The 23,998-nt window shown below is 74.9% G+C and carries 20 protein-coding genes; 15 read left to right on the forward strand and 5 right to left on the reverse strand.

Going from position 1 to position 23,998, the window contains the following annotated elements; genetic code table 11:
• Nucleotide 1 precedes the first annotated feature (1 nt).
• Together ACZCLJ_RS00720 and ACZCLJ_RS00725 are read left to right on the forward strand one after the other, a co-directional pair.
• Nucleotides 2-523 carry a hypothetical protein gene (locus ACZCLJ_RS00720; RefSeq protein WP_251151681.1) on the forward strand — a complete coding sequence of 174 codons (522 nt, stop codon included), beginning with the start codon at nucleotides 2-4 and terminating at the stop codon, nucleotides 521-523.
• The gene (locus ACZCLJ_RS00725) at nucleotides 520-1,929 is read left to right on the forward strand and encodes a M20/M25/M40 family metallo-hydrolase (protein ID WP_463105125.1); all 1,410 of its coding nucleotides are present in this window, start codon (nucleotides 520-522) and stop codon (nucleotides 1,927-1,929) included. Before ACZCLJ_RS00720 ends, ACZCLJ_RS00725 begins: the two co-directional genes overlap by 4 nt.
• Before the next feature lie 16 nt (nucleotides 1,930-1,945).
• Here ACZCLJ_RS00725 and cydC read toward each other — a convergent pair whose 3' ends face one another.
• From cydC to ACZCLJ_RS00745, 4 genes are read right to left on the reverse strand one after another with little or no spacing between them, the layout of a single operon-like run.
• Nucleotides 1,946-3,847, reverse strand: a complete 1,902-nt coding sequence (gene cydC / locus ACZCLJ_RS00730) for a thiol reductant ABC exporter subunit CydC (protein WP_463105126.1) — start codon at nucleotides 3,845-3,847, stop codon at nucleotides 1,946-1,948.
• Nucleotides 3,844-5,559, reverse strand: a complete 1,716-nt coding sequence (gene cydD / locus ACZCLJ_RS00735; RefSeq protein WP_463105127.1) for a thiol reductant ABC exporter subunit CydD — start codon at nucleotides 5,557-5,559, stop codon at nucleotides 3,844-3,846. Before cydD ends, cydC begins: the two co-directional genes overlap by 4 nt.
• The gene (cydB, locus tag ACZCLJ_RS00740; RefSeq protein WP_463105128.1) at nucleotides 5,556-6,692 is read right to left on the reverse strand and encodes a cytochrome d ubiquinol oxidase subunit II; all 1,137 of its coding nucleotides are present in this window, start codon (nucleotides 6,690-6,692) and stop codon (nucleotides 5,556-5,558) included. The genes cydD and cydB overlap by 4 nt, the downstream gene beginning before the upstream one ends.
• A 45-nt stretch (nucleotides 6,693-6,737) precedes the next feature.
• Entirely contained in the window at nucleotides 6,738-8,264 is a 1,527-nt protein-coding gene (locus ACZCLJ_RS00745; protein WP_463105129.1) for a cytochrome ubiquinol oxidase subunit I, read from the reverse strand.
• A gap of 1,099 nt (nucleotides 8,265-9,363) precedes the next feature.
• Here ACZCLJ_RS00745 and ACZCLJ_RS00750 point away from each other — a divergent pair.
• The 4 genes from ACZCLJ_RS00750 to ACZCLJ_RS00765 are packed head-to-tail and all read left to right on the forward strand — an operon-like array spanning nucleotide 9,364 to nucleotide 15,609.
• A complete protein-coding gene (locus ACZCLJ_RS00750) occupies nucleotides 9,364-12,786 on the forward strand; it encodes an Rne/Rng family ribonuclease (RefSeq protein ID WP_463106333.1) in 3,423 nt (1,140 codons plus the stop codon).
• A complete protein-coding gene (locus tag ACZCLJ_RS00755; RefSeq protein WP_463105130.1) occupies nucleotides 12,783-13,412 on the forward strand; it encodes a GNAT family N-acetyltransferase in 630 nt (209 codons plus the stop codon). Before ACZCLJ_RS00750 ends, ACZCLJ_RS00755 begins: the two co-directional genes overlap by 4 nt.
• A 7-nt stretch (nucleotides 13,413-13,419) precedes the next feature.
• Complete coding sequence (locus ACZCLJ_RS00760; protein ID WP_463105131.1) at nucleotides 13,420-14,910, forward strand: 5'-nucleotidase; 1,491 nt, start codon at nucleotides 13,420-13,422, stop codon at nucleotides 14,908-14,910.
• Nucleotides 14,911-14,940: 30 nt separating this feature from the next.
• A complete protein-coding gene (locus ACZCLJ_RS00765; RefSeq protein ID WP_463105132.1) occupies nucleotides 14,941-15,609 on the forward strand; it encodes a thymidine kinase in 669 nt (222 codons plus the stop codon).
• On the opposite strand, the gene ACZCLJ_RS00770 is transcribed toward ACZCLJ_RS00765, so the two are convergent.
• The gene (locus ACZCLJ_RS00770) at nucleotides 15,558-16,166 is read right to left on the reverse strand and encodes a protein-L-isoaspartate O-methyltransferase family protein (protein WP_463105133.1); all 609 of its coding nucleotides are present in this window, start codon (nucleotides 16,164-16,166) and stop codon (nucleotides 15,558-15,560) included. The genes ACZCLJ_RS00765 and ACZCLJ_RS00770 overlap by 52 nt on opposite strands.
• A gap of 217 nt (nucleotides 16,167-16,383) precedes the next feature.
• Between ACZCLJ_RS00770 and ACZCLJ_RS00775 the strand changes: the two genes are divergently transcribed.
• The 9 genes from ACZCLJ_RS00775 (at nucleotide 16,384) to ACZCLJ_RS00815 (ending at nucleotide 23,995) form a co-directional block, all read left to right on the forward strand.
• Nucleotides 16,384-16,590, forward strand: a complete 207-nt coding sequence (locus tag ACZCLJ_RS00775) for a dodecin family protein (protein ID WP_251151671.1) — start codon at nucleotides 16,384-16,386, stop codon at nucleotides 16,588-16,590.
• A gap of 260 nt (nucleotides 16,591-16,850) precedes the next feature.
• A complete protein-coding gene (rplU, locus tag ACZCLJ_RS00780) occupies nucleotides 16,851-17,159 on the forward strand; it encodes a 50S ribosomal protein L21 (protein WP_251151886.1) in 309 nt (102 codons plus the stop codon).
• A gap of 83 nt (nucleotides 17,160-17,242) precedes the next feature.
• A complete protein-coding gene (gene rpmA, locus ACZCLJ_RS00785) occupies nucleotides 17,243-17,500 on the forward strand; it encodes a 50S ribosomal protein L27 (protein WP_251151670.1) in 258 nt (85 codons plus the stop codon).
• A gap of 136 nt (nucleotides 17,501-17,636) precedes the next feature.
• Nucleotides 17,637-19,157 carry a GTPase ObgE gene (gene obgE, locus ACZCLJ_RS00790; RefSeq protein ID WP_251151669.1) on the forward strand — a complete coding sequence of 507 codons (1,521 nt, stop codon included), beginning with the start codon at nucleotides 17,637-17,639 and terminating at the stop codon, nucleotides 19,155-19,157.
• Nucleotides 19,158-19,299: 142 nt separating this feature from the next.
• Nucleotides 19,300-20,427, forward strand: coding sequence for a glutamate 5-kinase (proB, locus tag ACZCLJ_RS00795; protein WP_251151885.1), 1,128 nt, complete (start codon nucleotides 19,300-19,302; stop codon nucleotides 20,425-20,427).
• A 92-nt stretch (nucleotides 20,428-20,519) separates the two neighbouring features.
• Nucleotides 20,520-21,851, forward strand: coding sequence for a glutamate-5-semialdehyde dehydrogenase (locus ACZCLJ_RS00800; protein WP_463105134.1), 1,332 nt, complete (start codon nucleotides 20,520-20,522; stop codon nucleotides 21,849-21,851).
• A 173-nt stretch (nucleotides 21,852-22,024) separates the two neighbouring features.
• The gene (locus tag ACZCLJ_RS00805) at nucleotides 22,025-22,180 is read left to right on the forward strand and encodes a hypothetical protein (RefSeq protein ID WP_251151667.1); all 156 of its coding nucleotides are present in this window, start codon (nucleotides 22,025-22,027) and stop codon (nucleotides 22,178-22,180) included.
• A 41-nt stretch (nucleotides 22,181-22,221) separates the two neighbouring features.
• Nucleotides 22,222-22,827, forward strand: coding sequence for a nicotinate-nucleotide adenylyltransferase (gene nadD / locus ACZCLJ_RS00810; protein WP_463105135.1), 606 nt, complete (start codon nucleotides 22,222-22,224; stop codon nucleotides 22,825-22,827).
• Nucleotides 22,820-23,995: a hypothetical protein gene (locus ACZCLJ_RS00815; protein WP_463105136.1), complete on the forward strand. Its 1,176-nt coding sequence runs from the start codon at nucleotides 22,820-22,822 to the stop codon at nucleotides 23,993-23,995. Before nadD ends, ACZCLJ_RS00815 begins: the two co-directional genes overlap by 8 nt.
• Nucleotides 23,996-23,998: the final 3 nt, after the last annotated feature.

Genomic DNA, 23,998 nt, shown 5'->3' on the forward strand with positions numbered 1-23,998 from the left:
GATGTCGTCCACCACAGGGACCGCCACGCACGCGCCCCGGCACGAGCCCGAGGAACCGCGACCGCGTCGCTGGGTCGTCTACACGGCCGTCGCTCTCGTGCTGGTCGCGCTCGGCGTCGTGATGATCGTGCAGTTCTCGAACGTGCGCGCGAACCGCGACGCGCGCGAGGCCGAGCAGAAGGCCGCCGAGCTCCACGAGCAGCTCGTCGCCGTCGGCATCGTCGGTATCGACCAGGAGACCATCGAGCAGGTCCTCGGGAGCGACGGCGGCGCGTTCTGCACCGACCCCACCGCGCTCGTCGACGCGACCGCGAACCTCGGCGCGGCCAACGGTGCCGCGGGCCCCGGCCTGCGGCCCTCGGTCGTGGAGGAGCGGCGCCTCGCCGGCGACCGCCTCGTCATCGAGGTCTACTGCCCCGAGCAGCTCGACGCGTTCGACGAGTACGTCGACTCGCTCAACCTCACGACGGGGACGACCACGTCCGACGACACGTCCGACGACACATCACAGGAGGACTCGTGAGCGACGCCACGCCGACGGTCGACCCGGCACCTGCAGACAGCGGTCACGTCGAGGAGGTCCGAGGGGCCGTGGGGCGGCTGATGCCCCGCGCCCTGGCGGACCTGCGCACGCTCGTCGCGATCCCGTCCGTGGCGGACGACCGTCTGTTCCCCCGCGCCGAGTGCGAGCGGGCCGCCCGCTGGGTCGCGGACGCGTTCGCCGCCGAAGGGATCGACACGCGGCTCGAGACGACGCCCGACGGCTCGCAGGTGGTGCTCGGGCACCGTCCCGGGCCCGACGGCGCACCGACGGTCCTGCTCTACGCGCACTACGACGTGCAGCCCCCGCTGGACGACGCCGCGTGGACCAGCCCGCCGTTCGAGCTCACCGAGCGCGACGGCCGCCTGCACGGCCGCGGGGCGGCGGACTGCAAGGGCAACATCGTCACGCACCTCACGGCACTGCGGGCGCTGCGCGCGCTCGGCGGCGACGACCTCCCGGTGGGCGTCCGGCTCGTCGTCGAGGGGTCGGAGGAGCAGGGGACCGGTGGCCTCGAGCGCTGGGTCGAGGCGAACCCGGGGGCGCTTGCCGCCGACGCGATGCTCGTGCAGGACACGGGGAACGCCGAGCTCGGGCTGCCGACCCTCACCGTGACGCTGCGCGGCGCGGCCAACGTCGTCGTCCACGTCGAGGCGCTCGCGGGCGAGATCCACTCGGGCATGTTCGGCGGCGCGGCACCGGACGCGCTCGCGGCGCTCGTCGCGATCCTCGCGAGCCTGCGCGACGGACGTGGCGACACGACCATCGACGGGCTCCCCGACACCGTGGCGCTCGGCACGTGGCCCGGCGTCGCGTACGACGCCGACCAGTTCCGGCGCGACGCGGGTGTCCTCGACGGCGTCGGGCTCGTCGGGAGCGGCGAGGTCGCGGACGGGCTGTGGGCCCGTCCGGTCGTGACGATCCTGGGCATCGACGCACCGAGCGTCGTCGGGTCCGCGGCCGCGATCCAGCCGCGCGCGTCCGCGCGCCTCAACCTGCGCGTGCCGCCCGGCGCCGACGCGGTCGAGCTCCAGGACCTGCTCGTCGCGCACCTCGAGGCGCACGCACCGTGGGGGGTGCGCGTGACCGTCGAGCGCGACGCCGCGGGCCAGCCGTTCCAGGCGCGCACGAGCGGCCACGTGTTCGACACGCTGTCCGGTGCGCTCGCCGACGCGTACGGACGCGAGACCGTCACGGCGGGCCAGGGCGGCTCGATCCCGCTGTGCAACGTGCTGGCCGGGCAGTACCCGGACGCCGAGATCGTGCTGCTGGGCGTCGAGGAGCCGGCGTGCCTCATCCACGCGCCGAACGAGTCCGTGGCTCCGAGCGAGATCGAGCACCTCGCGGTCGGCGAGGCGCTGTTCCTCGCGCGCCTCGGCTCGCGCTGATGCGGCTCTCGGCGCGTCAGGCGGTCGCGGGGGCCTCCTGGTCGAGCGCCCAGCGGTAGTCCGGCCGCGCGAGGAGCTCGGCGTGCGTCCCGCGCGCCACGACGCGCGCCGGGCCGTCCGGGTCGTCGTCGGGGCGCGCGAGGAGCAGCACCTCGTCCACCGCCTCGAGCGCGCCGAGCCGGTGCGTCGCGACGACGAGGCCGCGGGGGACGACGTCGGACCCGCTGCCCGCCCGTTCGACCGACCGCGTCGTCGCCACCAGACGTCGCACCAGCGCGTCCGCGGTATCGGTGTCGAGGTGCTCGGCCGGCTCGTCCACGAGCAGGAGCGGTGCGGGGGCGAGCAGTGCCCGCGCGACGAGGAGACGACGTCGTTCACCGCCCGAGACGTCCGTCGCGTCCGGACCGAGCGTCGTGGCGACGCCCTCCGGCAGGCCGGAGAGCCACGCGCCGAGCCCGACGTCGTGCAGCACGGCCTCGGCCTCGGCGGCGCTGACGTCCCCGCGCGCGACGCGCAGGTTCTCGAGCACCGTCGTGTCGAAGACGTGGCCGTCCTCGGCGACGAGCACGACCCGGCGCGCTGCCTCGTCGCGAGGGAGCGTGGCGACGTCGACGCCGTCGAGCGTCGCGCGCCCCGCGGTCGGGGCGAGCAGTCCCGCGGCGGTCGCGAGCAGCGTCGTCTTCCCGATGCCGGACGGCCCGACGAGCGCGACCGCGCGCCCCGGGTGCAGCGTGAGACCGACGCCCTCGACGACGGTCCGCGCCCGGGGTCCGTCGGCCTGCCACGCGCACGAGACGCCGTCGAGCACGAGCGTGGTGTCAGGGCCGGGGACCACTGCGGTGACCTGTCGCCCTGACACGGCAGCGGGGTCCGTCGGCTGGTCAGGGTCGGAGGTCAGCGGGGTGACCGGTGGTCCTGACACGTCGAGCAGGCCCATGACGCGGCGCGCGGCCTGGCGCGAGCGGTGCAGCTGGACCGCGGCGGCGGGCAGCGCGTTCGCCGCCTCGAACACCGCGAGCGGCGTGAGCACGACGACGGACAGCTCCTCGGGCGTGAGGGTGCCCGACACGACGGCGGGCAGGCCCAGCACGACCGCCGCGAGCACCGCCGCCCCGACGGCCGCCGCGGCGAGAGCGGCGGAGACCCCGGCGGTGCGGGCGCCGTCGTCGGTCGCGCGGGCGAGGTCCCGGTCCGCTGCGCGCAGGTCGGCGAGGCGACCGGGAAGGCGGCCGGACACCGCGAGCGGTCCCGACTCCTCGAGGATCTCGAGCGCCGAGGCCGTCATCGCGGCGCGCGCGGTGGCGCCGCGGACCTCGACGTCGCGCGCCGAGCGTGCCGAGAGCCACGGCGCGACGACTGCGGCGAGCACGAGGCACAGCGCGAGGGCCATCCCTGCTGCCGGGAGGAACGCCGCGACCAGCGCCACGGAGCCGACCGACACGGCGAGCGCGACGCCCGCGGGGATCAGCGCGCGGACGACCACGTCGCCGACGTCGTCGACGTCGGCCCCGACCCGCGCGAGCAGGTCGCCGCGGCGCAGCCGCACGAGGGCCGCAGGCGAGCCGCCGGCCAGAGCCGTGTACAGGTTGGCGCGCAGCGCGGCCATGCCGCGCAGCGCGACGTCGTGCGACGCGAGCCGTTCGAGGTAGCGGAACACGCCGCGGGAGATCCCGAACGCGCGCACGGCGACGACGGCGACCGACAGCGTGAGCACGGGCGGCATCTGCGACGCCCGCGCGATGAGCCACGCCGCGACGGCCGCGAGGGCGACGGAGCTGCCCAGCGCGAGCGTGCCGAGCGTGATCGCCCACGCGACGCGGCGCCAGCGCACGTCGAGCAGGTGCAGGGCCTGCCACAGCGGGTCGGCGGCGAGGCGCGCACGGAGCGGTCCGCGCGTCGGCGCGGTGTCGCGGGTCATGCGCCCACCTCCGCCAGGGGCGTCGTGACCGGTGCCGCCGTCACCTCGACGACCTCGTCCGCGGCGCGCACGAGCGACGCGCGGTGGGCGACGACGAGCACCGTCCGGCCCTGGTCGCGCCACGCCCGCACGGCGTCGAGCACCACCTGCTCACCGCGTGCGTCCAGGTGCGCGGTGGGTTCGTCGAGCACGACGAGCGGTGTGCGCGCGGGATCGCCGAGCAGCGCCGCCGTGAGCGCGGCACGCTGTCGCTGCCCGACGCTCAGCCCGGTGCCGCCGCGCCCGACGGGCGTGTCCCAGCCGTCGGGCAGTCCCGCGACGACGTCGTCGAGCCCGGCGGTCCGGGCCGCGCGCGCGAGCGAGTCGTCGTCGACGTCGAGCCCGTCGGTGACGGCGTCGCGCAGCGTCCCGGGGGCGAGCGCCGGGCGCTGGGGGAGCCACGCGACCTGCGGCCAGTAGGTCGGGAGGTCGATCTCCGCGAGCGGGACGCTGTCGCCGTCGGCCGTCGTCCAGGTGACGCCCCCGGCGTCGGGCCGGACGAGACCGAGGAGCACCTGCACCGCCGTCGTCTTCCCGGCCCCGCTCGCTCCGACGAGCGCGACCACGCGGCCCTGACCGGGGGACGCGGCGACGGGCAGCAGGAGATCGAGGCCGGCCGGGGCGAGGACGTCGCGGTCGCCCGCGCGCACCCCCACGCCGTGCAGGGTGAGGGTCGAGCCGGCGAGGCGGGGTGCGGGGCGTCGCCCGGGCTCCGGGGCGGGCTCGTCGAGGATCGCGAACGCCTGCTGCGCGGCGGCGATGCCGTCGGTCGACGCGTGGAAGTGCAGGCCGACCTGGCGCAGCGGGAGGTAGACCTCGGGCGCGAGCACGAGCACGGCGATCGCCGGCTCGAGCTCCATACCGCCGTGCACGAGCCGCAGGCCGACCCCCACGGCCACGACGGCGACCGAGAGGGTCGTGAGCAGCTCGAGGACCATGCCCGACAGGAACGCGACGCGCAGCGTGCCCATCGTCGCGCGACGGTTGGCGTCGCCGAGCGCCCGCACGCGCCGTTCCGGTCCGCGGGCGCGCCCGAACGCGAGGAGCGTGGGCAGGCCCGCGAGCAGGTCGAGCACCTGTGCGCCCAGGCGCTGCATGACGACGAGCCGACGCTCCGACGTCCCGGCGGTGAGCTGGCCGACGAGGACCATGAAGAGCGGGACGAGGGGGATCGTCACGGCGATCACCAGTGCGGACACCCAGTCCAGGCCGAGGACGACGGCGAGCGCGGCGGGCGTGACCGTCGCGGCGAGCAGGAGCTGCGGGAGATAGCGCACGAGGTAGGGCTCGAGCGCGTCGAGACCGCGCGTCGCGAGCGTCGCCACGGCCGGTCCGCGGCCGCTCGCGAGCCACCGCGGGCCGAGCGCCGCCGCGTGCGCGACGACCTGCTCGCGCAGCTCGGAGACCGTGCGGGTCGCGGCGCGCAGCGCGAACCGCTCCTGCGCCCACGACGTGCCCGCCCGGGCCGCGACCACGGCCGCCAGGAGGCCGACCCGGCCCGCGACGTCGGGCAGGTCGGCCGTGCCCAGGATCGCCGGGGCGAGGATCGCGCCGAGCAGGAGGGCCTGCGCGACGACGAGCGCCGCCGTGACGAAGCCGAGCACCGCGGTGAGGACGACGTAGCCCCGCGCGGCGCGCGCCTGTCGCAGGAGCCGCGGGTCGAGCGGCTTCACGCGCCGGCGTCCCCGCGGCCGGAGCCGCGTGGTCGGTCTCCGGCGCCGAGCTCACGCCCTGCCGCGCCTCCGGACGACGCCCCGCCGAAGGCCGCCTCACGCACCTTCTTCAGCGAGAGCCCCGCCGGCGCCGGGATGTCCCGCGTCGACAGACGGCGACGGAACACCCAGTAGGTCCAGGCCTGGTAGCCGATGACGAGGGGCGTGAGCACCAGCGCGACCCACGTCATGACCGTGAGCGTGTAGGCGGTCGACGACGCGTTGTGGACCGTCAGCGAGTTCGCCGGGTCGGTCGCGGGCATCACGTCGGGATACATCGAGCCGAAGATCAGCACGACCGCGGCGACGATCGTCAGGGCGGAGAAGGCGAACGCGCGCCCTTCCCGACCGCGGGCGTTGGCGACGAGCGTCCCCACGAGGCCGCCCGCGGCGGCCGCGACGGCGAGCCACGTCCACGGCACGGAGTAGGCGACCTGGGCCCACACGGCCCAGCCGCCCGCGAGCACGAGGGCCGCGACACCGAGGACGCCCGCGTGCTGCCGCGCGCGGTGCCGGATCTCACCGTCGGTCTTCAGCGCGACGAACACGGCGCCGTGCAGGAGGAACAGGCTCAGGGTGACGAGCCCGCCGAGCAGCGCGAACGGGGAGAGCAGGGAGAAGAACCCGCCGACGAACTGGTGGTCGGCGTCGAGCTGGACGCCGCGCACGAGGTTCGCGAACGCGACGCCCCACAGCACCGCGGGCACCCACGAGCCCACCTGGATCGCGACGTCGCACCGCCGGGCCCACTGCGGGTCGGCGATCTTGCCGCGGTACTCGAACGCGACTCCTCGCACGATCAGGGCGACGAGGATGAGCAGGAGCGGCAGGTAGAAGCCCGAGAAGAGGGTCGCGTACCACTCGGGGAAGGCGGCGAACGTCGCGCCGCCGGCGGTGAGGAGCCACACCTCGTTCCCGTCCCAGACGGGGCCGATGGTGTTGATGAGCACGCGACGTTCCTTCTCGCGGTGCTCCTTGTCGCCCCGGGGCAGGATCGACACGAGCATGCCCACCCCGAAGTCGAAGCCCTCGAGGACGAGGTAGCCCGTCCACAGGACGGCGATGAGCACGAACCAGACGACGGCGAGATCCACGGTGGTGTCTCCAGAGCTCTCTGTGCGGGTGCCGGGCGCGGCGCGTCAGTAGGCGAAGGACAGGGGAGCGTGGGCGTCGTCGTCGGCGTCGCCGGACCCGTCTCCCGGCGGTTCCTGCGCCTCGGGCGACTCGTCGCGCACGCTCAGCGGCACGCCCTCGATCGCGTAGCGACGCATGAGCGTGAACCAGACGCCCGCGAGCGCTCCGTAGACGAGCGTGAAGACGATCATCGACGTGAGGACCATGCCGGGGCTGACGACCGTCGAGACGCCGCGCTCGGTGAGCAGGCGGATCTGGTCGATGCCCGTCGGGTTGGGCGCGACGACCCAGGGCTGGCGGCCGACCTCCGTGAAGATCCAGCCGAACGAGTTCGCGAGGAAGGGCATGGGGATCGCGATCAGCCCGACGCGCGCGAACCACACGTTGTCGGTGACCCGTCCCCTCCGGGTGAGCCACAGCGCCATGAGCGCGAGCAGGACGGACCCGGCAGCCATCCCGATCATGAGGCGGAACGCCCAGTAGGTGATCGCGAGGTTCGGCGTGTACGTGACGGGGTCGCCGGCCGCGGTGGTGTCGCCGAAGCGCTCGGTCATCTCCTCCTGGACGTCCTCGACGCCGGGCAGGTAGCTCTCCGGGCCGGAGAAGTGGCCGGTGCCCAGGTACGAGGCGAGGCCGGGGATCTCGATGAGGTGCCGCACGTTCTCGCACGAGTTCGACAGGTCGCCGATCGTGAGGATCGAGAACGCCGCGCCCTCCTCGCCCTCGCACAGCGCCTCGGCCGACGACATCTTGCCGGGCTGCTGCTCGTACATGATCTTGCCCTGGACGTCGCCGGAGACCGCGACGCCGATCCCGCCGACGAGCATCGCGATGACGCCGAGCGTCACGGCCGGACGGTAGACGTCCCGCGCGAGCTCGACGTTCTCGGCCTTCCTCGTGCGCACGAGGCGCACCATCCACCAGGCGGCGATCCCCGTGACGAAGGTGCCCGCCGTGAGCATCGTGGCGGTGATCTGGTGCGGGAACGCGGCGAGGAGGGTGTTGTTCGTGAGGACCGCCCAGATGTCGTTCATCTCGGCGCGCCCGGTCTCCGGGTTGTAGACCGCCCCGACGGGGTGCTGCATCCACGAGTTCGCCGCGAGGATGAAGAACGCCGAGAGGTTGGTGGCGAGCGCCACCGCCCAGATGCACGCGAGGTGGACCTTCTTGCTGAGCCGGTCCCAGCCGAAGATCCACAGGCCGAGGAACGTGGACTCGACGAAGAACGCGGCGAGCGCCTCCATCGCGAGCGGGGCGCCGAAGACGTCGCCGACGAAGCGCGAGTACTCGCTCCAGTTCATGCCGAACTGGAACTCCTGCACGATGCCCGTCACGACGCCGAGGGCGAAGTTGATGAGCAGGAGCTTGCCGAAGAACTTGGTCAGGCGCAGCCACCGCTCGTTCCCCGTGCGGACCCAGGCCGTCTGCATGATCGCGACGAGGGGGGAGAGGCCGATCGTCAGCGGCACGAAGATGAAGTGGTAGACGGTGGTGATGGCGAACTGCCACCGGGCGAGATCTAGAGCATCCACGTGCGCTCCTCGGGAGGCCGACGGGGTCGGACGGACGACACCGGACTCGGGCGACGCGCAGCGCGCCCTCGTTCGACGGTAGGCCCAATCTGCACCATCGGCGCGGCCCGAGATGACGAGAAGTGCTGAAAACCCGGCGCTTGTGACTATGTTCACAAGGTTGCAGGACCGTGGTCCCGCGACGCGCGGACGACCGTCCCGAGCGGACGCGCGCGCCTCTCGCCGACCAGGTGCGTGTCGTCAGGGGCGGATGGTCGCCCTGTGCGATACTGGGCGTGCCAGGCGGGCACCGCATCGTCCCTTGGCGCACACGTGCTTGCAGCAGTCCGCGACAGCGGCCCGCGGAGCGCCGCCACGGGGCGAAGGGCCCGGTACGGCAGGCGCCCGCGCCGTCCACCGCGTGCCGCAGCCGTGACCGACGACTTCCGTCGCGGGGGAGACGCGCTCCGGTGCGCTCTCCCCGGGCGACGACCGACCGCCCGAGGGGCCGCACGGTGCGGGGCGGGGCCTCGAGCAAGCTGGAGCACGACGCGTGACGCTCGACAACACCTCCGACAGCACCGCTGACGCCCCCGCCACGGGCGGCGTCGAGCAGGACCCCACCGCGCAGGCTGCTCCCGCGCGCAAGACCGGTCGCCGTCGCGCGACCAGGAACGTCGCCCCGCCCGCGGGCGAGCCGGTTGCCACCGCCCCGGACCGCGGCGCGGGCACGGACGCCGCGGAAGCGAGCGCCCCCGCGACGTCGAGCACGCCCGCCGCCGCGCCGCGCGCGGCGTCCGCGGAGGAGACGCCCCGGGCCGACGCCACCCAGGAGCCGGTCGCGGGCGCCCGTGCCGCCCGTCGGCCGCGCCGCGCGACCCGATCGACGACGACCGCCCCCGACGGCACCTCCGGCGACGAGAGCACGGGGACGACTCCCGCGCCGGCGAGCGCAGGACCGACGCTTGCCGCCCCGACGAGCGGTGAGCCGTCGACGACCGTCGCAGCGCCGGACGTCGTCGACGCAGCCGTCGAGACGGCGGCCGAGACCGCGCCCGCCCCGCGTCGGGCGAAGAGCGGTGCGAAGCGCAAGAAGGCGGCGCCGACCGGCTCGCCCGCGGTGACCGCCGAGCCGCCGGCGCTCGACGTCCTCTCCGAGTTCGGCCTGCGTGCTGCACCGGCCGAGACGGCCGTGGACGCGCCGGCCGCCGAGCCCGACGCCGACGCGCTGCTCGACGCCGACGTGCTCCTGGGCACGAGCGCGGAGCCGCGTCGTGCCAAGCGGGCCGGCCGTCGGTCGACGTCCGGGACGAAGGCGGCTGCTGCGGTGGCCGCTCCCGCCGAGACGGCTGCACCCGGTGGTGCGGCTGTCCCCGTGGTGGGGGACGCTGCGGCGACCGGACTCCCGGCCGCCACGGACGACGTCCCGGCAGAGCCCGACGTCGCGAAGAAGCCTGCCCGCCGCTCGCGCCGCGCGAAGGCCGTGGCCGACGAGACCACCTCCGGCACGGCGACGGCCGCGAGCGCCGTACCCGAGACCACGCCTGAGAGCGCGACGTCGGACGCCGGCGCGGCCCAGGCCGCCTCGGCACCGGCCGCCGCGGACGCGTCCGCCACGTCGCCGAGCGCGGCGCCCGCCTCGGGTCAGCGCGCACGGCGGTCCCGGCGGGCGACCGCCGCGGCCGGTGCGCCGTCGACCGACGCGCAGCGCGAGACCGCGACGAGCCGTGGGGCGACCACGCCCGAGACCTCGAGCCCAGCGCCCACGAGCCCGGAGACCGTGACGACCGCGCAGCCCACGTCCCCGGTCTCGACCACGGGCTCGGGGACGCCGCGCCTCGCGACGACCGCACTCCTCTTCCAGGCGCCCGACCCGGCCGCAGCCCCGCGTCGACCGCGCCGCGCCCAGAGCCCTGCCGGGCCGCCTGCGCACCACGAGACGGTGGTGGAGCCCGCGTCCGTCGAGCCCGCTCCCGCGGTGGCCGGGAAGCGTGCGTCCGGGACGACGGCGCCGGAGCGGCCCGTGACCGAGCGGTCCGAGCCGGAGCAGCCCGTGACCGAGCGGCCCGAGCCGGAGCAGCCGGTGGCGTCGCGGGAGCGGTCGGGCGGCCGTGCGACCCGCTCGTCGCGTCGCTCCGCGGGTCGGTCCGCAGGGCCGGCGCGTGCTGCTGCGCCGGTGCCGGACGTCGCGTCGCAGGCACCGGTGACCGAGGCCACGGACGTGACGGCCGAGCTCGTGCTGAGCGGTGAGGACCGCGCCGCCGTCGAGGAGGTCGAGGCCATCGAGTCGGAGCTCGTCGCAGAGGGCGTCGAGCTCGCGACCGTGGCCTTCGGTCCCGAGGACTTCGCCGACGCGGACCTCCCCGGAACGGTCGACGCCGGCACCGCTGACGCCGGCACCGCTGACGCCGGCACCGTCGACGCCGGCACCGTCGACGCGGAGCCGGCCGACGACGACGACGACGCGCAGGAGGGCGACGACGTCGACGGTGCGCCGCGACGTCGGCGTCGCCGCGGTGGTCGTGGCCGTCGCGGGCGCAACGAGGGTGGTCGGGACGGTGCCGAGGCACCGGTCGACGACGCGGACACCGTCGAGGAGACCGCGGAGGACGCCGAGACCGACGAGCCGGCCGAGGGCGAGGACGAGAGCGGTTCGAGCCGCCGTCGTCGCCGTCGTCGCCGCGGTGGTCGGGGCGAGCCCGGCGAGGTGACGACCCGGACCCGCCCGCGCGAGCGCAGCCTCGCGGACGAGGTCACGGCGCTCAAGGGGTCGACGCGCCTCGAGGCCAAGCGCCAGCGCCGCCGCGAGGGTCGTGACGCCGGACGTCGCCGTCAGATCATCAGCGAGGCGGAGTTCCTCGCGCGCCGCGAGTCCGTCGAGCGCTCGATGGTCGTGCGCGAGACGAACGGGCGCACGCAGATCGCCGTGCTCGAGGACGGCGTGCTCGTGGAGCACTACGTCTCGCAGCAGTCCCAGACGTCGATGGCCGGCAACGTCTACCTCGGTCGCGTGCAGAACGTGCTGCCGAGCATGGAGGCCGCGTTCATCGACGTCGGCAAGGGCCGCAACGCGGTGCTCTATGCGGGCGAGGTGAACTGGGACGCCGCGGGTCTCGAGGGGCAGCCGCGCCGGATCGAGCAGGCGCTCAAGTCCGGCGACCCGGTCCTCGTGCAGGTCACCAAGGACCCGATCGGCCACAAGGGCGCGCGCCTGACGTCGCAGATCACCCTCGCGGGCCGCTACCTCGTCTTCGTCCCGGGCGGCGGCATGACCGGCATCAGCCGCAAGCTGCCGGACACCGAGCGCAACCGCCTGAAGAAGATCCTCAAGGAGGTCGTGCCCGACGGCGCGGGCGTCATCGTGCGCACCGCGGCCGAGGGGGCGAGCGAGGACGAGCTGCGCGCCGACGTCGAGCGTCTGCGCGGTCAGTGGGAGTCCATCGAGGCCAAGGCGAAGAAGTCGTCGAGCGCTCCGGCGCTGCTCCAGGGCGAGCCCGACCTCGCGATCCGCGTGGTCCGGGACATCTTCAACGACGACTTCACGTCGCTCGTCGTGCAGGGCGACGGTGCCTGGACCGAGATCTCCTCGTACGTCGAGGAGCTCGCCCCGGACCTTCGCGAGCGCGTCTCGAGGTGGACGGGCACGCAGGACGTCTTCACCGTGCACCGCGTCGACGAGCAGCTCGCGAAGGGCATGGACCGCAAGGTCTGGCTCCCGTCGGGCGGTTCGCTCGTCATCGACCGCACCGAGGCGATGACGGTCGTGGACGTCAACACGGGCAAGTTCACGGGCTCGGGCGGCACGCTCGAGGAGACCGTGACGCGCAACAACCTCGAGGCCGCGGAGGAGATCGTCCGCCAGCTCCGGCTGCGCGACATCGGCGGCATCATCGTCATCGACTTCATCGACATGGTGCTCGAGTCGAACCGGGACCTCGTGCTGCGCCGGCTCGTCGAGTGCCTCGGTCGGGACCGGACGAAGCACCAGGTCGCGGAGGTCACGTCGCTCGGCCTCGTCCAGATGACGCGCAAGCGCGTCGGGCAGGGTCTCGTCGAGGCGTTCAGCGAGACGTGCGAGCACTGCCACGGCCGGGGGTTCATCGTGCACACGGACCCGATCGAGAAGTCGGGCGGGGGCAACGGCCAGGGCAACGGTGGCGGCGCTCCCGAGGGCAACGGCGACGCGAAGCAGCGCTCGCGCCGCAAGCGCGGGTCGGGTTCCGCCACGGAGCAGGGGACGTCCCAGGACGCCCCGATCACGCTGCCGCACGCGGGCGTCCCGGTGCTGCCGGAGGTCTCGTCGCAGGCGCGCGAGGCGGTCAAGGCGACGCTGGCCACCATCGCGGCCGCCGCGGCTCACGCGCACGACCACGCGCACGAGCACGAGCACGACGGGATCCTGCCGGAGGGCGAGGTCGTCACGTCCGAGCCCGAGCACGACCAGCCCGAGCCCGTCGAGCCGGCGGTGCACGAGGCGACAGGCCCGGCCGACGACGCACCCGCGACCGACACCCCGGACGAGGCGGTCGAGGACCAGGCGTGACCACGGTCCCGACGTACGGCGTCGGGCCCGGGGTGCGGCTGCGCGGGTGGACCCCGCGCGACCTCGCCGCGTTCCGCGAGTGGATGCGACCGCACCACGAGTGGCACCGGTGGGACGGGCCGTACTACCCGGTGCCCGACGACGCGGCGGCCGACGCGCTCGTCGCGCGCCTCACGGACGCCTCGGCGGCGGAGGCGCGCGACCCGCGCGGGCTGGCCGAGGACGGACTGCCGCCGCGTCGCGTCGTCGTCGCCGACGACGAGGACCGGCTCGTCGGGACCTGCTCCTGGTACTGGGAGTCCGCGGAGACGCAGTGGGCCCGGCTGGGCGTGACCGTCTTCGACCCTTCGCTGCGGGGTCGCGGCGTCGGGCGCGAGGCGCTGCGCGCGTGGACGACGTACCTGTTCTCGGTGACGGACTGGGTGCGGCTCGACCTCGCCACGTGGTCCGGGAACGGGGCCATGCTCGGGGTCGGCCACCGCCTCGGGTACGTCGAGGAGGGACGGTTCCGCCGTGCGCGCGTCGTGGACGGCGTCCGGTACGACGCGGTGGTCCTGGGGGTCCTCCGCGAGGAGTGGTCCCCCTCCTCGGGCGACGTTCCGCCGGAGGGCGCGAGCCTGGCATAGTGCCGCCATGGGTTACGACCTCACGGGCCGCCTCGTCGTCGGCGTCGCCTCGTCCGCACTGTTCGACCTGACCGACTCCGACCGCGTGTTCCGGACCGAGGGCGAGACCGCGTACCGCGCGTTCCAGGAGCAGCACCTCGGCGAACCGCTGCGACCCGGTGTCGCGTTCGGCTTCGTGCGGCGCCTGCTGGCCCTCAACGACCTCGCGGCGTCCGAGGACGACCCGCTGGTCGAGGTCATCGTCATGTCGCGCAACTCCCCGGAGACCGGGCTGCGCGTCATGCGGTCCGTGCGCCACCACGACCTGCCCATCACGCGAGCGGTGTTCCGCCAGGGCCACACGCCCTACGAGTTCATCCGCCCCCTCCACATGGACCTCTTCCTCTCGGCCGACGAGGCCTCGGTGCGCGACGCGGTCGCGCTCGGGCTCCCCGCGGGCTACGTGCTCGACCCGACGTTCGCCGACGAGCCGGGGGACGAGCTGCGCATCGCGTTCGACGTCGACGGCGTGCTCGCCGACGACTCGTCGGAGCAGCAGTTCCGCGGTGGGGACCTCGCGTCCTACCGTCGGCGCGAGGCGGCGCTGTCGGACGTGCCGCTCGGCGGCGGGCCGCTGCGGGACCTGGTCGTCGGCATCCACCGGCTGCAGGAGGTCGAGAGGGCGCGTCGCCGCGAGGACCCCTCGTACGACCCGCGCATCCACGTCGCGCTCGTCACGGCCCGGTCCGCGCCTGCGCACGAGCGTGCCGTGGCGACGCTCAAGTCGTGGGGCGTCTCCGTCGACGACGCGTTCTTCCTCGGTGGGATCGACAAGGCGGGGATCCTCGAGGTGCTCCGACCGCACATCTTCTTCGACGACCAACGCGCGCAGGTCGAGTCCACCCGGCTCGCCGCGCCGAGCGTCCACGTTCCCTACGGGGCGCTGAACCGCGCAGCCGCCGCACCCGACGGTGCCCTGCCCGGTCGTCCGGCTCTCCCGACCGCGCCCGACGACGCGCGGACCGTCGCCACTCCGGCCCCGGTGGTCCCGGTCCCGCCGGCGTCACCGTCCGGGAGCGGGGCGAGCGCTCCCGACCGCGCGCCCGAGGACCGGACGGCGGACGACCAGCCCGCGGAGGACCGGACCGCGGAGGACCGGACCGCGGAGGACCGGACCGCGGAGGAGCGCACCGCGAAGGACCAGCCTGCTGACGAGCAGCCTGCTGACCTCGCGCCGGGCCCTCTGCCCGTGCCGGGCGTCGTGCGGGTCTCCACGGTCGTCCCGCAGGCCCGGACCCTCGAGAGGTCGACCGGGACGAAGGAGCTGCCGCTCGTGACGCGGGTGCCCGAGCTCACCGTGCTGGGTGGCGCCCGGGACGAGGAGGAGGCCGGGGAGTCGTCCCGGCGCGCACGGCGCGAGGAGGCCCGGCCGTCGAGCGGCGCGACGCCCGCGGACCCGCTGCCGGCGCCCAAGCCGCTCCCCGTCCGGCAGTCGCCGGGCCTCGCGCGGCACCGGTAGGCGGCCGTGGTGACCGGTCGGGTGGAGGTCGTGTCCGGACCCATGTTCGCGGGCAAGACCGAGGAGCTCCTGCGCCGGGTGCGCCGGGCACAGGTCGCCGGACGGCGCGTGCTGCTCGTGGACCACGTCCTCGACACGCGGCGGGGGAGCGGCACGGTGAGCTCGCACTCCGGCCAGTCCCTCGCGTCGCGCACGGTCCACGACGCGCACGAGCTCGAGGCGGTCGCGCGGGCCGAGGGGCCGTGGGACCTCGTGGCCGTGGACGAGGCGCAGTTCTTCGGTCCCGCCCTCGTCGGCGTCGTCCAGCGGCTGGCCGACGACGGCTCGGTCGTCGTGGTCGCCGGGCTCGACGTGACCTACGACGCCCGTCCCTTCGAACCCTTGCCGGGCCTCTCGGCGCGCGCTGAACGCGTCGACCGGCTCACCGCGGTGTGCGCGGTGTGCGGCGAGGACGCGGCCTTCCACGTCCGCACCGGAGCCGTCGCGACGAGACCCGCGGGCGACGCAGAGGGCGACGCCGGCGACGCGCTGGTCGCCGACGCGTCGCACGTCGGCGGGTCCGAGCGCTACGAGGCGCGGTGCCGGACGCACCTCGTCGTGGCGCCCTGGCGGAGCGGGACGGCGGCGCCGGAGGTGGTGCCCACGGCTCAGCCCGGCGCGTCGTCGGGCGGGTCCTCGACGAGCGGCACGAACGAGTAGGAGCCGTGCTCGCTCGTGCGGACGGCGCCGTCCGCGTCACGCACGACGAGGAGCATCGTGTGCCGGACCGGGACGACGAGCCGACCGCCCGGGGCGACCTGCTCCACGAGCGCGGTCGGGAGCGCCTGGGCCGCCGCCGAGACCAGCACGCGGTCGAAGGTCTCGCCGGGACGTCCCAGCACGCCGCGGCGCGCCGGCTCGAGCGAGGCCCACGGCACGTCGGCCTGCGCGACGTTGGCCGCTCCCCACGCGGCGATCCCCGGGTCGCGCTCGACCCCGACGACGCGGCCGCCGGGCCCGACGAGCCGGGCGAGGAGCGCCGTCGTCCATCCCGACCCGGCCCCGACGTCGAGCACGCGGGCGTCCCGGGGGACCTGCAGGAGGCGCAGCATGGCCGCGACCGTGGAGGGCTGGGAGCTCGTCTGGCCGCCGCCGATGGCGAGCGGGCGGTCCTGCTCGGCGAACCGTCGTTGCGCTCGGGGCAGGAACCCCCGCCGGTCGACGGTCGCCATCGCCTCGTCGACGGGGTCTCGAGGGGTCTCGGACCGGGAGCCCATGGGATCACCTCCGCTCCCGCAAGGCTGGCACGGCGTGGCCCGGCTCGCCGCTCGCGTGCCGAGGGTGGCGCGGCCGCCCAGCTGCCCCTCGTCTGCCCGCCGCCTGTCCGCCGCCTGTCCGCCGCGGGGGCGCTCCCGGTGGCGGGCGGGTGCGCACGGCGGGACGCTCGGGTGGAGCGCGGGCGCGCACGGTGCCTGCCCGAGGGAGGGAACGACCATGGCCGGAACGGTGGCACGCGTCACGCAGATCAGCGCGCGGTCGGAGACGAGCTTCGAGGACGCGGTCCGCACGGGCGTGGAGCGGGCGAGCGAGACGCTGCGCAACGTCTCGGGCGCGTGGGTGAAGGAGCAGAAGGTCGAGACGCAGGACGGACGGATCGTCGCCTGGCAGGTCATGCTCGAGATCACCTTCGTCCTCGACTGAGCCTGCGGCCCGCTGTCCGCGGCCTGCGACCGGGCCTGCGACGCCCGCGGCCTGCGACCGGCCCCGCGACCGGGGATCTGCGAAGGGCGGCATTTGACCTGTCGGCCGGGGTTCCGTAGTCTTGAACGTCGGCGCGCCCAGGCGCGCCGGTCCCGTGTGCCCACGGACGGTTTCGCACTCGCACGCCGCGGCGTGCCCGAGTTTCCAAGACGTCTCACGCCGTGACGAGCACGCCAAGACTAGGAGAGATGAGCAGCAACGTGGTGTACGCGATCGTCAAGGCCGGTGGCCGCCAGGAAAAGGTCTCAGTCGGCGACATCGTCGTGGTGGACCGGGTGTCCGCCGGCGTCGGTGAGTCCCTCGAGCTGCCCGCCCTCCTGCTGGTGGACGGGGAGAAGGTGACCACCGACGCGGCGAAGCTCGCGAAGGTCAAGGTCACCGCCGAGGTCGTGCGGGACGAGAAGGGTCCGAAGATCACGATCCTGCGGTACAAGAACAAGACCGGTTACCGCCGTCGTCAGGGTCACCGTCAGCAGCTGACCCGCCTCAAGGTCACCGGCATCAAGTGATCTTCGCGGCGTGACGCAGCGGGCCGCACGGCCCCGCCGAACGCCGCCCGGCACCCTCCCTCTCGCACGAAAGCAGGTTCGTCATGGCACACAAGAAGGGCGCGAGCTCCTCGCGCAACGGTCGCGACTCGAACGCCCAGCGCCTCGGCGTCAAGCGCTTCGGTGGTCAGGTCGTCAAGTCGGGCGAGATCATCGTCCGCCAGCGCGGCACGCACTTCCACCCCGGTGAGAACGTCGGCCGCGGCAAGGACGACACGCTGTTCGCCCTCGCCGCCGGCGCCGTGCAGTTCGGCACGCGCCGTGGCCGCAAGGTCATCGACATCGTCACCGCCGAGGTCTGACGACCACCCGGCACGGCTTCACGCAGGAGGGGCGCACCGATGCGGTGCGCCCCTCCTGCCGTACCACCCGGCTCCACCCGGCGGTCGACGCCTCCGTCGCCGCCCGCGCTCCGCGCACCTGCGAGAGGATCTGATCATGGCCACGTTCGTCGATCGCGTCGTGCTGCACGTCTCCGGCGGTGACGGTGGCAACGGCTGCGCGTCGGTGCGCCGCGAGAAGTTCAAGCCTCTCGCCGGGCCGGACGGGGGGAACGGCGGCGACGGCGGGACCGTGCGCCTCGTCGTCGACCCGCAGACCACGACGCTCCTCGAGTACCACCACTCGCCGCACCGCCACGCGACGTCGGGCACCCAGGGCATGGGCGACGACCGCGACGGCGCGAACGGCGAGGACCTCGTGCTGCGCGTCCCCGACGGCACCGTGGTCAAGGACACCGACGGCACGGTGCTCGCCGACCTCGTCGGCGCGGGCGCGGAGTACGTGCTCGCCGAGGGCGGGCGCGGCGGGCTCGGCAACGCCGCGCTGTCGTCCCAGCGGCGCAAGGCGCCCGGGTTCGCGCTGCTCGGCGAGCCGGGCGACGAGCGCGACGTCGTGCTCGAGCTGAAGACGATCGCCGACGTCGCGCTCGTCGGCTACCCGAGCGCGGGCAAGTCCTCGCTCGTCGCCGCGATCTCCGCGGCCAAGCCGAAGATCGCGGACTACCCGTTCACGACGCTCGTGCCGAACCTCGGCGTCGTGCAGGCCGGCGGCGCGCGGTACACCGTCGCGGACGTCCCCGGGCTGATCCCCGGCGCCAGCGAGGGCAAGGGCCTGGGCCTGGAGTTCCTGCGCCACATCGAGCGCACCGCCGTGATCGTCCACGTGCTCGACTGCGCGACGCTCGAGCCGGGCCGTGACCCGATCAGCGACCTCGACGTGCTCGAGGCCGAGCTCGCGTCGTACGCGGGCGACCTGGAGATCGAGGGCGGGCGGGTGCCGCTCATGGAGCGTCCGCGGATCGTCGTGCTCAACAAGATCGACGTCCCCGAGGCGCGCGAGCTCGCCGAGCTCGTGAAGCCCGACCTCGAGGCCCGCGGTCTGCGCGTCCTCGAGATCTCGACGGCGAGCCACGAAGGCCTGCGCGCGCTCACCTACGCGCTCGCCGAGCTCGTCGAGAAGGCGCGTGCGGACGCGCCCGCGCCCGAGCCGACGCGCGTCGTCCTGCGGCCGAGGGCCGTGGACGAGGCGGGCTTCACCGTCACGCGCAAGGGCGGGGCGACCGACTACTGGTTCCAGGTGCGCGGCGCGAAGCCCGAGCGGTGGGTCCGCCAGACCGACTTCTCCAACGACGAGGCCGTGGGGTACCTCGCCGACCGGCTCGCCCGGATCGGCGTCGAGGAGAAGCTGTTCGCCGCGGGCGCCGTCGCGGGCGACGAGGTGCGCATCGGCAGCGACGTCAACGCGGTCGTCTTCGACTGGGAGCCCACGCTCATGACGGGCTCCGAGCTGCTCGGCGGCCCGCGCGGCTCCGACAACCGCCTGGACGAGAGCCTGCGCCCGACGCGGACCGAGAAGCGCCGCGAGCACCACGAGCGCATGGACGCCAAGGCCGAGGCGCGCCGCGAGCTGTGGACCGAGCGTCAGGCCGGCACCTGGACGGATCCCGACGCGGACTGACGAGCGCCGTGGGCAGGAGACGGGCCCGGTTCCGCCCCGGAACCGGGCCCGTCTCCTGCCCCCGACGCGGGGTCGGCGTCCTGCCTCGTGAAATCCCCAGCGCGCCCGGGCGTGCGGCCGCGATGATGGGGCGGTGAACGCCCTGTCCTCCCGGTCCCAGATCGCCACCGCCCACCGCGTCGTCGTGAAGATCGGCTCGTCGTCGCTCACGGGGGCGGACGGGCACCTCGACCTCGCCGCCCTGCGCGCGCTCGTCGACGTCCTCGCCGCGCGGCGCGCGGCCGGCGGCCAGGTCGTGCTCGTCACGTCCGGCGCGATCGCCGCGGGCCTGGGCCCGCTCGGCCTGACGACCCGCCCGCGCGACCTCGCGACGGCGCAGGCGACGGCGTCCGTCGGGCAGGGCATGCTCGTCGCCCGGTACACGGAGGCGTTCGCGACGCACGGGCTGCGCGTGGGCCAGGTGCTGCTCACCGCCGAGGACACCGTGCGCCGCGGCCACTACCGCAACGCCCAGCGGTCCCTCGAGCGGCTGCTCGACCTCGGTGTGGTCCCCGTCGTCAACGAGAACGACGCCGTGGCGACGGACGAGATCCGGTTCGGCGACAACGACCGGCTCGCGGCGCTCGTCTCGCACCTCGTGCGCGCCGACGCGATGGTGCTCCTCACCGACGTGGACGGGCTGTACGACGGGCCGCCGTCGCGACCCGGGACGCGGCGCATCGCGGAGGTGCGCTCGGCCGCGGACGTCGAGGGCGTCGAGGTGACGTCGCGGGGGAGCTCGGTCGGCACCGGGGGCATGGTGACCAAGCTGGAGTCCGTGACCATCGCGACCGGGACCGGGATCCCCGTGGTGCTCACGAAGGCCCAGAACGCGGCGGCCGCGCTCGCGGGGGACCCCGTGGGCACGTGGTTCGCGGCGACCGGGAAGCGCACGACCCGGCGCCGGCTGTGGCTCGCGCACGCCGCCCGCACGCGCGGGCGCCTCGTCCTGGACGACGGCGCGGTGCGGGCCGTGCAGGGCGGGCGGGCCTCGCTCCTGCCGGCCGGTGTCACCGCCGTCGAGGGGGAGTTCGACGCCGGCGACCCGGTCGAGCTCGTGACGTCCGACGGGCGCGTCGTCGCCCGCGGGCTGGTCGCCTTCGAGTCGCGCGACCTCCCCGGGCTGCTCGGCCGCACGACGGCCGACCTGCGCGAGGAGCTGGGGGAGGGCTACGACCGCGAGGTCGTGCACCGCGACGACCTCGTCCTGGTGCGCAAGCGCGCCCGCTGACGCCACGCGGGCGCCGGGGACGCGCGCAGGGTCGGTGCCCGCGCGGCGGACGGCGCTCCCGCGACCCGGTCCGTCGGTCGTAGGCTCGGGACATGACGACCATCGAGGACACGGCCGCGGTCGCTCGCGGGGCTGCCGCCGCCGTCGAGAACGGCACCACCGACGTCGCCACCGCGGTCGAGGACGTCGCCCGCCGCGCCAAGACGGCGTCGCGCGCGCTCGCGACCGCGAACCGCGCGACGAAGGACGCGGCGCTGCTCGCGCTCGCCGACGCACTGGTCGCTGCGACCGACGAGATCGTGGCGGCGAACGCCGACGACCTCGAGCGCGGTCGCGCGCACGGCATGGCACCCGGGCTGCTCGACCGGCTCGCCCTGACGCCGGAGCGCGTCGCCGCCATCGCGGACGCGCTGCGCGAGCTCGCGGGCCTGCCGGACCCCGTGGGCGAGGTCGTGCGCGGCTCGACGCTCCCCAACGGACTGCGGCTGCGCCAGCTCCGCGTCCCGATGGGCGTGGTCGGGATGATCTACGAGGCGCGCCCGAACGTCACGGTCGACGCCGCGGGGCTCGCGCTGAAGAGCGGCAACGCGGTGATCCTGCGCGGCGGGTCGGCGGCCGCGAGCTCGAACGAGGTGATCGTCGCCGTCCTCGCGCGCGCGCTCGAGTCGCAGGGACTGCCGGGCGACCTCGTGCAGTCCATCGACGCCTACGGGCGGCCGGGTGCCGTGGCGCTCATGCACGCCCGCGGTCTCGTGGACGTCCTCGTGCCACGCGGCGGGGCGGACCTCATCCGGACCGTCGTGCAGGAGTCGACCGTCCCCGTCATCGAGACGGGCGTCGGGAACGTGCACGTCTACGTCGACGCGAGCGCCGACCGGGTCATGGCGCTCGAGATCCTGCTCAACGCCAAGACGCAGCGGGTCGGCGTGTGCAACGCGGCCGAGACGCTGCTCGTCCACGCCGACGCGGCCGACGACTTCCTCCCGGCGGCGCTCGCGGCGCTGGGCGAGGCGGGCGTCGTCGTGCACGGTGACGAGCGCACGGCGGCGCTCGCGCCCGCCGGGCTCGAGGTCCTCCCGGCGACCGACGAGGACTGGGCGACGGAGTACCTCGCGCTGGAGATCGCGGTGCGGGTCGTCGACGACCTCGACGCCGCGATCGAGCACGTGCGGACGTGGACGTCGGGGCACACCGAGGCGATCGTCACGCGGGACCTGCAGGCGTCCGAGCGGTTCGTCGCGGAGCTCGACTCGGCCGCGATCATGGTGAACGCCTCCACGCGCTTCACGGACGGCGGGCAGCTCGGTCTGGGCGCCGAGATCGGCATCTCGACCCAGAAGCTGCACGCGCGCGGCCCCATGGGCCTCGCCGAGCTCACGACGACGAAATGGGTCGTGCACGGCGACGGTCACGTTCGTCCGTGACGGCCGCTGCGCCCGGAAGTACCCGGTACCGACCGGACCGGGCTCCCACGGGTCCGTGAGACACTGGTCGGCGACCGGAGCCCCTCCGGTCACCCGCAAGCATCCCAGCACGCACCGCCCGGACCCGTCCGGACGGTCGACCCCGTCCGGGGACGACTCTCGAGGAGGACGTCGTGATCCCAGCCGTCGTGAAGGCTGCCGAGGAAGGCGCCGAGGCCGCGTCGCACCTGCCCATCCCGCCGCTCGCCTACGGTCTGCTGGCGTTCGGAGGCCTCGTCGCGCTCCTTCTCGTGACCTACGCGTTCCGCAGCGTGGGCACGCGCCACTGACGGAGAGAACGGGATCCCGTGCCGCGTCCGACGACCGACCGATGAGCTCGCGCAGGCCCCGTCTGGGGGTCATGGGCGGGACGTTCGACCCGATCCACCACGGACACCTGGTCGCCGCGAGCGAGGCCGCCGCGCGGTTCGACCTCGACGAGGTCGTCTTCGTCCCCACGGGCAACCCGTCGTTCAAGCAGCACCAGCAGGTCAGCCCGGCCGAGCACCGGTATCTCATGACGGTGATCGCGACCGCGTCGAACCCTCGCTTCACCGTGAGCAGGGTCGACGTCGACCGACCGGGCCTGACCTTCACCGTGGACACGCTGCGCGACCTGCGCGAAGCGCGACCCGACGCCGAGCTCTTCTTCATCACCGGTGCGGACGCCATCGAGCAGATCCTGACCTGGAAGGATGCCGACGAGCTGTGGAAGATGGCACACTTCGTGGCTGTCACGCGCCCGGAGCACCGGCTGAGCGTCGAGGGCCTGCCTCCCGGCGTCGTCACGACGCTCGAGGTGCCGGCGCTCGCCATCTCGTCGACGGACTGCCGTCGACGCGCGGAGGCGGGCAAGCCGGTGTGGTACCTGGTGCCGGACGGCGTGGTCCAGTACATCGCCAAGCACGGTTTGTATCGAGGTCAGCACGATGAGTGACAACGGCAGCAACATGCAGCCCGTCCGCCCCCTGACGCGGCGCGAGATCCGTGAGCGCGAGCAGGCGGCCGCGGCACAGCGCACGGCGCAGGCGGGCGGCACGCCCCCGGAGCCCCCCGCTGCGTCGTCGGCCTCCTCCTGGGCCCCGACGCCGCCCGCGCGCCCGGCCGCCCCGCCCACCCCTCCGCCGTCGCGGCGCACGCTGCGCGAGACGACGGGTGCGACGGACCATCCGTCCCAGCCCTCCGTCGTCCGGCCGCCCGCGGCGTCCGGCGGGATGCGCGGTCTCGACGAGACCGGTCGCCTGACCCCGGTCCAGGAGACCGCCGAGCGCGTCATGATCCGCCCGCCCGCACCGACGCCGGCCGTCCCGACCCGGACGAGCTCGCGGCCGCCTGCCGGCGTTCAGCGTCCGACGGCGCCCGGTGCGAGCGGCCCCGTCCGCCCGCCGACCCCGACGGGCGACCCCTTCGCGACGTCCTCCGGACGGACGCCGGCACCCGGTGCGCCCGCGGCGACGCCGTTCGGGCAGGTGTCGGCGCCCGCGCCCTCGACGAACCTGCCGCCGACGAACCAGCCGCAGCGCATGTCCGCGTTCGCGAGCTCGACCGCGGCCGCGACGGCACCGCGCAGCCCGGAGCCTGCGCCGTCCCCGTCGCCCTGGGGCGAGACTCAGGTGCAGCCCGCTGCCCGGGAGCCCGTCGAGGCGCCCCCCGCCCGGCCGACGAGGCAGGCGACCCCACCTCCCGCCGAGCCCGTGGGTTCGGCGCTGCCGTGGGCGGCGATCACGTCGGGCGACGCCCCGGAGCCGGCGCACGCCGTCGAGAAGCCCGGGTCACCGTTCGGGACCACGTCGGGCGCGCCCGCGGCGGTCGCGCCCGCGGTGGCCCCCGCCGGGGACGACCTCTTCCCGCGCGTGAACGCCCGGTCGGCCGAGAGCGCCGACGACCACGCCGAGGACGACGACGAACCGCGCGGCCCGTCGTACACCTGGCTGCACTACCTCATCCTCGTGGCGGTCGCCTTCGTGCTCGGGCTGCTCGTGTGGGAGCTCATCTCGCGCGACGACACCGCCCCGGCGGTCGACGACGCAGCGGCCGTCGTCGAGACGGTCGACCCCTCGGACCCGGCGTGGGACGCCGCCGGCGCTCTCGGCGCCGTCCGCTGACCC

The organism is Cellulosimicrobium sp. So1_17 (assembly GCF_055181235.1).